Raw genomic sequence first — 13787 nt, forward strand, 5'->3', positions numbered from 1 at the left:
GGCATGGCGCCATGACGCCTGGCGAGACGACGCGCGCGCAAGGCAGTGGCGCCGCCAGCTGGGGTGATTTGCTCGGGGGCCGCAATGGCGTGCTGGCGCTGGCGCTGGCCGGCGGCACGGCCCTGCATGCGGTCAATGTCTATATCGCCACAACTATTCTGCCCTCGGTGGTGGCGGATATCGGCGGCATCGATTTTTACGCGTGGAACACCTCGCTGTTCATCATCGCGTCGATCCTGGCCTCCACCGCCTCGCCAACCCTGTTGCGCCGGCTGGGGCCGCGCGGCGCCTATTTCACCAGCGCGGTGATCTTCGCCATTGGCTCCATCGCCTGCGGCTTTGCCCCGACGATGCCATTCATGCTGGCCGGGCGGGTGGTGCAGGGCTTTGGCGGCGGTTTTCTGCTGGCCCTGTCCTACGCCATGGTGCGGCTGGTGCTGGATGAGGCGCTGTGGCCGCGCGGCATCGCGCTGATCTCCGGCATGTGGGGCATCGCCACGCTCATCGGCCCGGCGGTGGGCGGCATGTTCGCCGAGTTCGGCCTGTGGCGCGCCTCGTTCTGGTCGCTGGGGCCGGCGGCGATCCTGTTCGCCGCCATGGCGGTCAGTGTTCTGCCGCCCTCGGACGATGCGCGCGTCGCCCGCCAGCAGGCCAGCGACACCGGCCGCGCGCCAGTCCTGCAAATATTGTTGCTCACGGCGGCGGTGATGGCGATTTCGGCGGGCAGCGTCATGCCCTCAGCCGCCTGGAACGCAGCCGGGGTAGCGGCGGCGGCGGCGCTGGTCTCCATGATGGCGCTGGTCGAGCGTCGCTCGGACCGGCGGCTGCTGCCCACGGGTTCCTTTAACCGTGGCGGAGCGCTGGGCGCGGTTTATCTGTCGATGATGCTGCTCAGCATCATGGTGACCAGCAGCGAGATTTTCGTGCCGCTGTTCTTGCAGGAGCTGCATCACCAGACGCCGCTGGTCGCCGGCTATCTGGCGGCCTCGATGAGCGCCGGCTGGACCATCGGCTCGATCACCGGCTCGGGAGCCACAGGCAACCGCCTGCGCCGTCAGCTGCAGCTGGCGCCATTGCCGGGCCTCGTCGGCATGGCGGCGCTGGCCATCCTCATGCCGCCTGGCGGCTCGGGTTCGTGGCTGTCGCTGCTGCCGATCACCGTGGCGCTGGTGATGGTCGGCCTCGGCGTCGGCCTTGCCTGGCCCCATCTGCTGACGCGGGTGCTGCAACTGGCGCCTGAGGGCGAGGACGCCGTGGCCTCCGCCTCACTGACCACGGTGCAATTGTTCGCCACCGCCTCAGGCGCGGCGCTGGCCGGCATGGTGGTCAATCTCGCCGGGCTTACCAATCCTGGCGGCGTGGCGGGCGTCTCGGCGGCGGCGCTGTGGCTGTTCGTCAGCTTCGCCCTCGCCCCACTGATCTGCCTTGCCAGCGTGCGGGCGGCACTGCGGCGCCCTTAATACCAGAACCCGATGAGCGTTAATCATCGGGTTCTGGCTAAGCCCGTGCGGCGCCTGAGCATTTCAGGATGCGGATGCGTCAGCATTTTCGCATCCCGGTATAAGGCGCGATCGCCTCAGCGGGCAGGGATGCGCCCTGCCCCGCCAGCCCGGCCAGCAGCCGGTCGATGGCGGCGCGCCAGGGCGCCGGATCGTCGCCATGCGCCACAGCCAATGCGGCCCGGTCGTAAGCCGCGGAGAGCAAGGCCGCCAGCTCATTGACCGGCCCCCCGGCCATGCGCCCGGCGGCCATGGCCGCGGCAAGGCCGGTGGCCAATGTCGCCCCGCCATATTCATGATCGATGGCCGCCATGGCGTCGACCCCGAGCGCCGCTGGCGCCTCGACCAGCAGCAGCCGCGCCCGCCCTGGCGCAGTCATGGCCGCCAGAAAGGCGTGACCACCCTGGCGCAGGGCCTCCAGCGGATCACTGATATCAACCGTCGCCACATTGATGGCTGTCGCAACGTCACGCGCCTCGGCCCGCACCACCGCCTCGAACAGCGCGCGTTTGTCGGGGAAATGGTGATACAGGGCGCCGCGCGTCACGCCTGCCGTGGCGACGATGGCTGGCGTGGCCGCTCCGGCATAGCCAGAGGCCACAAACACGCTGCGTGCTGCGGCGATCAGGTTCGCCTGCATATCCTCGGATCGCTGCTGGTTGCTGCGGCGCATGACGTGCTCCATTTACATACATGCAGATTGTATGTTTATGATGATCTCCGTGCAACGAGCAATACGAGGCTTTGCGCCATGTCCAGCATGATATCCCACACTGACGCCGAAACCCGCGCAACTACGCCTGAAAATGCCGAGGCCAGCGCCCCGCTTCGTGACGGCCCGGCCCGCATCACCAGCTTTTACCCGGTGCTGATGACCGCCGACGTCGCCGCGACCGCCGCCTTCTACCAGCGGCATCTGGCCATGAAGCCGCTGTTCGTTTCGGACTGGTATGTCCATCTGCAGCATGGCGACGACGCCACAATCAATCTGGCCGTGATGGATGGGTCGCATGACAGCATCCCGGAATGTGGCCGTGGCCGCAGCATGGGCCTGCTGCTCAATATGGAGGTCGCCGATGTCGACGCCGTCTACGGCAGCTTCAGCGATGCCGGGGCGCAGATCGTCCAGCCCCTGCGCGATGAGGCGTTCGGCCAGCGACACTTTATCGTCGCCGCCCCGGATGGGGTGCTGCTTGATGTGATCACGCCTATCGCCCCCAGCGCCGAGTTTGCGGCTGGCTATGTCGCGGATCAGCACCACGGCTGAAGCGGTTGTGGCGCTGCCGGCGGCGGCCTCATCAGGCTGGACTGACGGCCTTGTGACTGCCGGTCGTCGCTCGCCTTCCTCCAATCCTGGGCTATTGTCAGACTGACCAGCACGCTACGGGAATCGGACGAAGGCGCAAACCGGGCATGGCTCCGCGGCGATGTCGGGGCGTTTTTTGTCAGGACCGCATCGGGGCGAGCAAGTGCGACGCGAGGGCTGTCGCGCCACAATGCGCAAGCGTGGGAGCAGCATGGCCAGTCAGGGACCCAGCAATACCGCCGTGCGCAGCGTGCTGGCGTTCACCTTCGGCCATTGGGGTCGCCAGGGTTGGCTGACGCTGGGCATTGGCGCCAGCGTCTGCCTCGCCACCATCGCCGAGCTGTTCGCGCCCTGGTTCGCTGGCCGGCTGATTGATGCGCTGGGCCAGGGACGCCCTGCGGCCGACCAGGCCATCACCGCCTTCGCCGCCATCACCGCCCTCGGCCTCGCCACGGTGGTCCTGCGGCATCTGGCGTGGTGGGGCATCGTGCCCTTCACCTTACGCATGATGCGCGACGTCAGCGAGGAGAGCTTCGCCCGCATCCAGCGCTTTTCCTCCAGCTGGCACGCCAACGCCTTTTCTGGCTCGGTGGTGCGCAAGATCACCCGGGGCGTCTGGGCGCTGGATTCGCTCAATGACGTGCTGCTGATGTTTTTGTTGCCCTCGGTGGTGGTGCTGGCGGGCGCGGTGGCGCTGTTCACCTGGCGTTGGCCGCTGGTAGGGGCGATGATGGGCGTTGGCGCAGCGTTGTACATCGCGGTCACCATGCTGTTCGCCGTGCGGGTGATCGCCCCGGCGGCGCGCCTGTCCAACGCCTGGGACACCCGGATGGGCGGCGTGATGGCTGACGCCATCGGCGCCAACGCCGTGGTCAAGGCGTTCGGCGCCGAGCATCGCGAGGACGCCCGCCTCGCCCACATCGTCGGCAAATGGCGGCGCCGCACGTCGCGCACCTGGATGCGCTTCACCTGGATCGGCTCTGGCCAGATGGCCATGTTGTGGCTGCTGCGCGCCACAGTCACTGGCGGCGCCCTATGGATGTGGTGGCAGGGCCGCGCCACCGCCGGCGACGTCACTTATGTGCTCACCACTTATTTCCTGCTCAACGGCTATCTCGCCGACATCGGCCAGCATGTGAACCATTTCCAGCGCGCCGTGAACGAGATGGAAGAGTTGGTGCAATTGCACGATGTCGAGCCGGAGGTGAAGGACCGCCCTGGCGCGCCGGAGCTCAAAGTCAGCGCTGGCGAGATTCGCGTCGAGCATGTGGATTTCCGCTACGCCGACCACACCACGCCGCTCTACGCCGACCTGAACGTGACCATCCGGCCAGGGGAACGCATTGGCCTCGTTGGCCGCTCCGGCTCGGGCAAATCCACCTTCGTCAAGCTGATCCAGAGGCTCTACGACGTCACTGGCGGCCAGATTCTGATCGACGGGCAGAATGTGGCGGAGGTGACGCAGCGCTCGCTGCGCAGCCGCATCGCCATCGTGCAGCAGGAGCCAATCCTGTTTCACCGCAGCATCGCCGACAATATCGCCTATGGCCTGCCCGGCGCCTCCATGGCCGCCATCGCCGAGGCGGCGCGGCTGGCCAACGCCGATGGCTTCATCGCGCGGCTGCCGCGCGGTTACGCCACTCTCGTGGGCGAGCGCGGCGTCAAACTGTCGGGCGGTGAGCGCCAGCGGGTGGCCATCGCCCGGGCGTTTCTGGCCGATGCGCCGATTCTGATCCTCGACGAGGCGACGTCGAGCCTCGATTCCGAGTCAGAAGCCCTGATCCAGCAGGCGATGACGCGGCTGATGCAGGGGCGCACGGCGCTGGTCATCGCCCACCGCCTGTCGACGGTGCGCGAGATGGACCGGATCCTGGTGTTCGATCATGGCCGGATTATCGAGCAGGGCCGGCATGACGAGCTCATCGCCCGCCCTGACGGCGTCTATCGCCGGCTGTTCGAGCGCCAGAGCGGCGACGTCGCAGCAGATGGCGCGCGCGACGATGATATCGGCGGCGAAGCCTGATCGATGGCCGGGGGCGCGCAGCTGGCGCTGTCGTCTGGACGCCCGTGTGCGCCATGCCGCGCCTGACGCGGCTGACGCGCCTGCCGCGCCTGTCGCGGCTCGCGCGTCAGGCGGCCGTCCTGGCTCAGAACGCCGGGATATAGAAGCCCTTGTAACGCTGCAGGATGAAATCGCGCGTCGCCGGGCTCTGATAGGCGCTGACCAGCGCCTTGACCCAGGGCTTGTCGGCGTCGGCTTCACGGACGGCGATAATATTGACCCATGGGCCATTGACGTCTTCGCGCGTCAGCGTGCCGTTCTGCGGATCGAGGCCCGCCTCAACGGCGTAATTGCTGTTGATCACCGCGAGGTCGACATCTGGCAGGCTGCGGGCGATCTGGGCGGCGTCGAGCTCCATCAGCTTCAGCTTTTTCGGATTGTCGACAACGTCTCGCACGGTGGCGGCGACGGTGAGGCCATCCTTGAGCTTCAGCACGCCGCGGTCGGCGAGCAGCTTCAGCGCCCGGCCGCCATTGGTCGGATCATTGGGCACGGCGACCAGCCCGCCCTGCGGCACGGCGTCGAGGCTCTTGTGGCGGCTGGAATAGACGCCCATGGGTGAGGTGATGGTCTCGCCCGCCTTCACCAGCTTCCAGCCCTTGTGGCTGGCGATCTGGTTGCGCAGATAGGGCTCGTGCTGGAAGGCGTTGGCTTCGATGTCGCCATCCGCCAGGGCCTGGTTCGGGATAATGTAATCGGAAAACTGCACCAGCTCGATGGTCAGGCCCTGGCCCGCCGCAGCCTTCTTCACCTGCTCCCAGATCTCCACATCGGGTCCAGGCACGACGCCGACGCGCAGCTTTGCAGGCGCCTCCGCCGCCGCCTGCAAGGCGGGGGTTGTGGCGATCATGCCGCCGAGACCGGCGACGCCGGCGGCCAGCGCCAGCAGCTTGCGCCGGTTCAGCCAGCGCGATGGATTGGGGGCATGCATATTGGTCATCTACTCCGGTGGCCGGACGCCCCCCGACGTCGCGGTTTGATGGGTCAGGGCGGGCGCGGCGACAGGCGCATGGCGCCTGCCCCAAAGGTCTCCCCCAAAGGCCTGCCCCAAGGCCTGGCTTTCAGGCCTGCCGTTCAGGCCTGGCGGATGCGCCGGTTGAGGCGGCGGGCGAGATGATCGCCGATGCTCTGCACCCCCTGCACCAACACGATCAGCACAACCACCACCGCCAGCATCACATCTGGCATAAAGCGCTGGTAGCCGTAACGGATGCCGAGATCGCCAAGACCACCGCCGCCGACAGCGCCAACCATGGCCGAATAGCCGATCATCGACACCACCGCGAGGGTGAGCGACAGCACGATTGCGGGAACAGCCTCGGGCAGCAGCACCTTGCGCACGATCTGCAGCGGCGTCGCGCCCATGGCGCGGGCCGCTTCCACCAGCCCCTGATCGACCTCGCGGATCGCGGTTTCGATCAGGCGGGCGATGAAGGGCGTGGCTGCGATGGTCAATGGCACGATCGCCGCTTTGGTGCCGATCGAGGTGCCGACGACAAGGCGCGTGAACGGGATGATCGCCACCACCAGAATGATGAAGGGGGTCGAACGGGCGGCGTTGACAATGAGGCCGATGACGCGGTTGGCCAGGGGCGCGGCGTAGAGCTCGCCCTTGCCGCTGGTGGCGAGGAACACCCCGAGCGGCACGCCGATGGCGGTGGCGATCACCATGGCGACCGCGACCATCCAGATGGTGTCGAGCGTGGCCTCAAGAATAAGCCAGGCGATATCAGCCGACATGACCAAGAACCTCCACGTCCAGCCCATGGCTGGTGAACCATTGCAGCGCCTGGGCCAGCGGCTGGGCGCCGCCTGGCACGCCGAGCACCAGCGTCCCGAATGGACGGCCAGCGACCTCATCAACGGCGCCTGAGAGAATATTGACGTCCAGCCCGTGCGCCCGCGCGAGGCCAGACACCAGCGCGTCGGTGGCGATCGGGCCGCGGAACACCACGCGCATCACCGCCTGATCACCGGGAGCCGGTTCTGACGTCAGCCGCTTTGACAGCCAGCCCGGCAGGGTGCGGCCTGAGGCGTCGGCGAGGAAGGATTTGGTGGTGGCGTGCTGGGGGCGGGTGAAGACGTCATAGACGTCGCCCTGCTCGACGATGCGGCCAGCATCGAGCACCGCCACCTGACGGGCGATGCGCGCCACCACCGACATCTCATGGGTGATCAGCAGGATGGTCAGGCCAAGTTCTGCGTTGATCGAGCCGAGCAGGTCGAGGATCGACTGGGTGGTCTCGGGATCGAGCGCCGAGGTGGCCTCGTCCGACAACAGCACCTTGGGACGGGTGGCCAGCGCCCGGGCGATGCCGACGCGCTGCTTCTGACCGCCCGACAGCTCCGCCGGATAGCGATCGCGCTTGTCGGCGAGGCCGACCAGTTCGAGCAGCGGCTCCACCTGTTTGCGGATCTCGGCCCGTGGCACGCCGGCGATCTCGAGCGGCAGCGCCACATTGTCGAAGGCCGTGCGCGACGACAGCAGGTTAAAGTGCTGGAACACCATGCCAATGGACCGGCGCACCTGGCGCAGCGCCGCCCCCTCCATGGCGGTGACGTCGGCGCCGTCGACCAGCACCTGACCGGAAGTGGCTTTCTCCAGCCCGTTGACCAGACGGATCAGCGTCGACTTGCCGGCGCCGCTGCGACCAATGACGCCCAGCACCGAGCCGCGCGGCACCGCAAGGTCAATATGCTCGAGCGCCACAAAGGCGTCGCCGCCTGCGCGCGGCGGATAGACCTTGCGCACGCCGGCAAGGCGCACCAGCGCACCAGGCGTGGCCGGCGGGTCAGCCACTGGCGTCGAGCCCACAAAGGCGGCTTGCGACTGCATGTTCATCAGGTTCCTCATGTGGCGCGCGCGACGAGCGCCATGTCCGCCAGGCGACGGTGAAAACAACGATGGCGCAGGCGTCGACGCGCGTCCGTGGACGCATTGTCGGACGGCGACGAAGCCGTGACGCCTTTCCCTCCCAACGGCGCACCGATGTGCGCCAGGCTGGTGGTCGCCCACTCCCGTGCTGTTCTCGCCTGCAGCCGGAAGACCTGCTCTCCCGGCGCGTGAGGCGGCGGCGTTCGCTGACGCGCCCGCTTAAATACTCACATAATAATGTTATTTGTCAATAATCACGCTACAGAATGTATTTTTATGATTCAGGCCGGTTTGGAAAATCCCACTGCCGGGACGGACCCGCACGACAGAAACTGTCACGCTCCAGCTTCCGCAAGGTCAGATCAGAGCGACGTCGCCCATGTTTGCAAGCGTCGCCGACGAGGCCGGACAGCGCTCGCAGCGTTGATTGGCATATCCTGAGGGCGGCGGACGCCGCGGCGACCTCATCCGCCTGCCTCGAACGCGGCGCAGATTTTTCTAGCGGGCAATCGTGGCAGATACTAATCACATCGCGAATGATTCTACGGTGGCCGCCTTGTGCAGGCGCGCCACGCGACGCCACGTCGCGGCGCGAGCGGTGGCGATGTCCTCGATGGGGATTGCGCCGCAACGCTGGCGCTGCACTCTGCCCACCGGCGGCGCATGTGTCGCGCTCCAGTCACAGCGTGGCGCCAAGGCCGGCGCCGGATGCCGAGATTTATCGCCGCAGCGCCGCCCGGACGGTTGCGGCGCGCAAGGATAGGTATGGTTATTGCGCCCCGTTACCCGCTGACAGCGCCGCGCGCCACGACGATGCGACGGCGGTTGCTGGGCGTCGCGGCGGCTGTTGGCGCGGCCTGCCTCGCTGGCTGCGCTGTGGGACCTGACTATCAATCGCCCTCCATCAGCCTGCCGAAGGCCTGGAGCGGGACCGGCGCGGCCGCCGCCGCAAGACCCACCGAGCTGGCGCATTGGTGGACACGGCTGGGCGACCCGACGCTCAACCGGCTGGTGGACGGCGCCGTCGCCGGCAATCTCGACGTCGCCACCGCCAAGGCGCGGGTGCGTGAAGCGCGCGCCAGCTATGACCAGGCGGTCGGCGCACTGTTTCCCGAGGCCAATGGCTCTGGCGCCGCCAGCCGGAGCCAGAGCGGCGATTTCCGCCCGGTCAATCGCGTCAATGGCGGCGTCACCGCCAGCTGGGAAGTCGATCTGTTCGGCGCCAACAAGCGCGCCGTCGAGGCCGCTTCCTATGGGCTCGACGCCGCTGGCGAAGATTTGCGCCATACGTTGCTGGCGCTGATTGGCGACGTCGCCAGCAATTACATCGAGGCGCGCGGCTTCCAGGCGCGCATTGATCTGGCCCGGCGCACCGCGAAATCCCAGCGCGAGACCGAGGCGCTGACCCGCACCCGCCTCGCCGCCGGCGGCGCCAGCGCGCTCGACGTCGCCAATGCCGCGGGCCAGGCCGCCAATACCGAGGCCGCCATTCCCGCCCTCGAAACCGGCTTTGCCCAGGCCGTGCACCGGCTGTCGGTGCTGACCGGCCAGCCGCCTTCGGCGCTGGCGGGCGTAATGGCCCGCACGGGCCCCATTCCTAACCCCGCCTGGCGGGTGCGCGTCGGCATTCCCGCCGATGTGCTGCTCAATCGCCCGGACGTGCGCCTGGCCGAGCGCGCTTACGCCCAGGCCACCGCCCGCATCGGCCAGGCCACCGCGGCGCTTTATCCGTCGATCAGCCTCACCGGCGACATCTCGACGGCGGCGGCGCGCCTCGGCGATCTCGGGCGCAGCTCGTCGATCAGCTGGGCGTTTGGCCCTTCGCTGAGCGTGCCGATCTTCAACGCCGGCAAGTTGCGCGCCGCCGTGCAGGCCTCCGAAGCGCAGCGCGACCAGCAGTTTCTGGCGTGGAACGCCGCGGTGCTGGCGGCGCTGGAAGAGGTGGAGAACGCCCTTGTCACCCTCAATCAGGAGGGCGTGCGCATCGCCAAGCTCGGCGTCGCCTCGCGCAATTTCAATGAAGCGATGCGGCTGTCGCGCGACCTTTACCGCTCCGGCAATGTCAGCTTCCTCGACGTGCTGACCGCCGAGCGTTCGGCCTATTCGGCTGACAGCGCCCTGGTCGACAGCCGCATCACCCGCGCCATTGCGTGGGTGCGCCTGAACAAGGCCCTCGGCGGCGGCTGGAACGGCGTGGTCGACGCCTCGCGGCCCGTCATCACCGATCGCAACACCGGCCCCCATTTCATCAACGCGAGCGGACTGCGCCCATGACCCCCACTCCTGGCAAGGGACGCCGCTTTCGCCTGATCGCGCTCGCCGGCATCGCCGTGCTCGCCGCCGCCGGCTACTGGAAATGGAGTTCCGCCGCCACGCCGGAGCGGCCGCAATACATCACCGCGCCCGTTTCGCGCAGCGATGTCGAGGAAACCGTGCTGGCCACCGGCACGCTGAAGCCCGCCAGGCTGGTGGCTGTCGGCGCCCAGGTTAGCGGCCGGGTGATCTCGGTGCGCAACAAGGTCGGCGATGTGGTGAAAAAGGGCGACCTGATCGCCCAGATGGATTCCATCACCCAGGAGAACAAGCTGCGCACCGCCGAGGCGGAGCTGGCCCGGCTGCGCGCCCAGCGCGACGAGAAGCTCGCCAGCCTGAAGCTGTTCGAACAGAGCCTGTCGCGGCAGGAGGCGATGGTGGCGCGCAACGCCATCGCCCGCATCGATTACGACAAGGCGGTGGCCGATGTCGCCACCACCAGGGCCCAGATCGCGGCGCTGGACGCGCAGATCCGTTCAGGTGAGGTGGCGGTCGAGGACGCGCGCGCCAACCTGAATTACACCCGCATCGTCGCGCCGATCGATGGCACGGTGCTGGCCGTCGTCACCCAGGAGGGCCAGACCGTCAGCGCCATGCAATCGGCCCCGACCATCGTCATCCTGGGCCAGCTCGACCGCATGACGGTGAACACCCAGATCTCCGAAGCCGATGTGGTGAAGGTCAAGCCGGGCCAGAAGGTGCGCTTCTCGATCATCGGCGAGCCGGACCGACGGCAGATGGCGACGCTGGAGTCGATCGATCCGGCGCCGGAATCGATCCGCACCGACCAGTTGGTGTCGACCTCCGGCGCCTCCTCCGGCACGACCGCCGCCTCGGCGGTGTATTACAATGGCGTGTTTAATGTGCCCAATCCGGATGGGCGGCTGCGCACCTATATGACCGCCAATGCGCATATCATCCTCGGCCAGGCCAGGGACGCGCTGACCATTCCGTCCTCGGCCCTCGGCCCCGGCTCGCCCGATCGCGGCTATATGGTGCGGGTGCTGGGCAAGAATGGCGCGGTCGAACGGCGCCGCGTCAAAATTGGTCTCAACGACAAGGTCGCCGCCCAGGTGCTGGAGGGGCTGAGCGAAGGCGAGCAGGTCATCACCGGCGACAATGTCGACGGCGACCGGCCCGGCGGCGCCCGCGGCCCAGGCAGCGGCCGTCGCGGCCCGTCCATGAGGCTCTGACCGTGGCCTCGTCCCCGGACATGCCCCCAGACATGCCCCAAGACATGCCCCAAGACATGTCCCGAGACATGCCCCGCGTGGCCCGTGACGCTATGCCCGCCACAGGCGATGCGCCGACGTCCGGCGTGCAAGCCGGGGGCGACCGCGCGACCTCGAAGGGCCAGCCGCTCATCACCCTGACCAGGCTGCGACGGGAATATCCGTCGGGCGACGGCGTGCTGGCGGTGCTGAAGGACGTCGATCTCAGCATTTACGCCGGTGAGATGGTGGCGATTGTCGGCGCCTCGGGCTCCGGCAAATCGACGCTGATGAACATTCTCGGCTGCCTCGACACCCCAAGCTCGGGCAGCTACCGGATTTCTGGCCGCGAGACCGCCGCCCTGTCGCCTGATGAACTGGCGCAGCTGCGGCGCGAGCATTTCGGCTTTATCTTCCAGCGCTACAATCTGCTGCCGGAGCTGTCGGCCGCCGGCAATGTTGAGGTGCCGGCGATCTACGCCGGTCGCCCTCCGGCGGCGCGCAGCGCCCGCGCCGCCAGCCTGCTGCAGCGGCTCGGCATGGGCGACCGTCTCGGCCACCGGCCGGGCCAGCTGTCGGGCGGCCAGCAGCAGCGCGTCTCCATCGCCCGCGCCCTGATGAATGGCGGCGAGGTCATTCTCGCCGACGAGCCCACGGGCGCCCTCGACAGTCACAGCGGCCAGGAAGTGCTGCGGATTCTCGACGAGCTGCACGCGGGCGGCAAGACCATCATCATCGTCACCCACGACATGGGCGTGGCGCGGCGGGCCGAACGTATTATCGAGATCAGCGACGGCATCATCATCTCCGATCGCCCCAATACGCCGGGGCGCGAGCCGGCTCAGGACGCTATGGCCGGCGCTTCGCCTGCCCCTGGACCAGTCAGTGGGCCAGGGGTGGATGCGCCGCAGTTGGTCCCGGTTGACCGGGATCGGCAGAACCTGGCCGGAACGCCGCTGGAACAGACGCCAGAGGTCGCCGCCGATTCATTCGCGAGCGCGCCGGTGATGTCGCCGCTGCGCGCCGCCCTGAGCCGGCTGGGCGAGGCCTTTCGCATGGCGGTGCTGGCCATGGCCGCGCACCGGCTGCGCGCCTTTCTCACCATGCTCGGCATCATCATCGGCATCGCCTCGGTGGTGTGCGTGGTGGCGCTGGGCGAGGGCTCGCGGCAGAAGGTGCTGTCTGACATTTCCGGGCTTGGCACCAACACGCTGGAAGTGTTCGCCGGCCGCAGCTTTGGCGACACCCGCTCGGGCAAGGTCACGACGCTGGTGGTCGACGACGCCGAACAGCTGGCGCGCCAGAACTATGTCGCCGCCGTCACCCCGACGGTGTCGACGTCGCAGAACACCCGCTTCGCCGCCGCCGAGGCCAGCGCGCTGATCAATGGCGTCAGCGAGCAATATTTCGCCGCCAAGGGCGTGAAACTGGTGGAAGGCGCGCTGTTTGACCGTCGCGCCGTGCAGACCTACGCCCAGGATGCGGTGATCGACGAGAACACCCGGCGGGCTTTGTTCGACAAGTTTCCGGGCAGCCCGGTGGGCCAGGTGATCATCGCCGGCAAGACGCCGCTGCGCGTCGTCGGCGTGGTCGGTCGCCAGCAGGGCGGCTTTGGCTCGTCGCAGAACCCGTCGATCTTTGTGCCCTACACCACCGTGCAGGCGCGCATTGTCGGCGGCAGTTCGCTGCGGTCGATCACCGTGCGGGTGCGCGACGACATTCCGATGGATCTGGCGGAAAAGGCCGTGACCCGCTTCCTGGAGCGCCGCCACGGCCAGCAGGATTTCTTTATCATCAACACCGATGACATTCGCCAGACCATCACCGCCGCCACCCAGACGCTGACGCTGCTGATCGCCGCCATTGCGGTGATCTCGCTGATTGTCGGCGGCATTGGCGTCATGAACATCATGCTGGTGTCGGTGTCGGAGCGCGTATCGGAGATCGGCGTGCGCATGGCGGTGGGGGCGCGGCAGAGCGATATCCTGCAGCAGTTCCTGATCGAGGCGGTGCTGGTGTGCCTGATCGGCGGGGTGCTCGGCATCGCCCTCGCCCTCGGCTTCGGCGAGATCTTCAGCCGCTTCAGCACCGATTTCCGGCTGATTTATTCGACCAATTCGATCATCGCCGCCGTCGCGGTGTCATCCATCATCGGCATCGTGTTCGGCTGGTTGCCGGCCCGCAACGCCTCGCGGCTCAATCCGGTGACGGCGCTGGCCCAGGCCTGACGCCAGGATGCGACGATGCTGACGCTCCGCATCCTGACATGCTCAGACGCCGCACGGGCTTGACCAGAACCCGTTCTGTCATGCTCATCGGGTTCTGGTATGACGCAGGCCTTGTGGCCGCGCTCATGGGTTACACTGCGGCGCCATGGCCGGCGCCATTTGCGGCGCGCGCGTGTTTGATCGGTGACGCGACCCGGCAAAACCAATGGGCGCGCCGCAAGAGGCCAGGGCCACGCCCGGCGACAAATGCAAGCGGCAAGCAGCGGAGCAAACATGTCCGACGAACCTCTCCC

10 protein-coding genes are annotated in these 13787 nt (G+C 67.7%); 6 read left to right on the forward strand and 4 right to left on the reverse strand.

Annotated features, from left to right (window positions below):
* The first annotated feature begins 11 nt into the window (after positions 1-11).
* Positions 12-1460 carry an MFS transporter gene (locus AC6A67_RS04480; RefSeq protein ID WP_498035345.1) on the forward strand — a complete coding sequence of 483 codons (1449 nt, stop codon included), beginning with the start codon at positions 12-14 and terminating at the stop codon, positions 1458-1460.
* A gap of 79 nt (positions 1461-1539) precedes the next feature.
* On the opposite strand, the gene AC6A67_RS04485 is transcribed toward AC6A67_RS04480, so the two are convergent.
* Positions 1540-2172 carry a TetR/AcrR family transcriptional regulator gene (locus AC6A67_RS04485; RefSeq protein WP_498035346.1) on the reverse strand — a complete coding sequence of 211 codons (633 nt, stop codon included), beginning with the start codon at positions 2170-2172 and terminating at the stop codon, positions 1540-1542.
* A gap of 198 nt (positions 2173-2370) precedes the next feature.
* On the opposite strand from AC6A67_RS04485, the gene AC6A67_RS04490 reads away from it, so the two are divergent.
* A complete protein-coding gene (locus AC6A67_RS04490; RefSeq protein ID WP_498035373.1) occupies positions 2371-2766 on the forward strand; it encodes a VOC family protein in 396 nt (131 codons plus the stop codon).
* Positions 2767-3016: 250 nt separating this feature from the next.
* Positions 3017-4828 (forward strand): ABC transporter ATP-binding protein, encoded by a 1812-nt coding sequence (locus tag AC6A67_RS04495; RefSeq protein ID WP_498035347.1) that lies wholly within the window; start codon positions 3017-3019, stop codon positions 4826-4828.
* Positions 4829-4952: 124 nt separating this feature from the next.
* On the opposite strand, the gene AC6A67_RS04500 is transcribed toward AC6A67_RS04495, so the two are convergent.
* The 3 genes from AC6A67_RS04500 to AC6A67_RS04510 form a co-directional block, all read right to left on the reverse strand.
* The gene (locus AC6A67_RS04500) at positions 4953-5717 is read right to left on the reverse strand and encodes a MetQ/NlpA family ABC transporter substrate-binding protein (protein ID WP_498035374.1); all 765 of its coding nucleotides are present in this window, start codon (positions 5715-5717) and stop codon (positions 4953-4955) included.
* Between the two features lie 224 nt (positions 5718-5941).
* Positions 5942-6607 (reverse strand): methionine ABC transporter permease, encoded by a 666-nt coding sequence (locus AC6A67_RS04505; protein WP_498035348.1) that lies wholly within the window; start codon positions 6605-6607, stop codon positions 5942-5944.
* On the reverse strand, positions 6597-7709 hold the full coding sequence (locus AC6A67_RS04510; RefSeq protein ID WP_498035349.1) for a methionine ABC transporter ATP-binding protein: 1113 nt from the start codon (positions 7707-7709) through the stop codon (positions 6597-6599). Before AC6A67_RS04510 ends, AC6A67_RS04505 begins: the two co-directional genes overlap by 11 nt.
* 798 nt (positions 7710-8507) lie before the next feature.
* On the opposite strand from AC6A67_RS04510, the gene AC6A67_RS04515 reads away from it, so the two are divergent.
* The 3 genes from AC6A67_RS04515 to AC6A67_RS04525 all read left to right on the forward strand — a co-directional run bounded on the left by AC6A67_RS04515 (position 8508) and on the right by AC6A67_RS04525 (position 13494).
* The gene (locus AC6A67_RS04515) at positions 8508-10016 is read left to right on the forward strand and encodes an efflux transporter outer membrane subunit (RefSeq protein WP_498035350.1); all 1509 of its coding nucleotides are present in this window, start codon (positions 8508-8510) and stop codon (positions 10014-10016) included.
* On the forward strand, positions 10013-11248 hold the full coding sequence (locus AC6A67_RS04520) for an efflux RND transporter periplasmic adaptor subunit (protein WP_498035351.1): 1236 nt from the start codon (positions 10013-10015) through the stop codon (positions 11246-11248). The genes AC6A67_RS04515 and AC6A67_RS04520 overlap by 4 nt, the downstream gene beginning before the upstream one ends.
* 92 nt (positions 11249-11340) lie before the next feature.
* Positions 11341-13494, forward strand: a complete 2154-nt coding sequence (locus AC6A67_RS04525; protein WP_498035375.1) for a MacB family efflux pump subunit — start codon at positions 11341-11343, stop codon at positions 13492-13494.
* The last annotated feature ends 293 nt before the right edge of the window (positions 13495-13787 follow it).

This window comes from Camelimonas sp. FR25 (assembly GCF_059740505.1).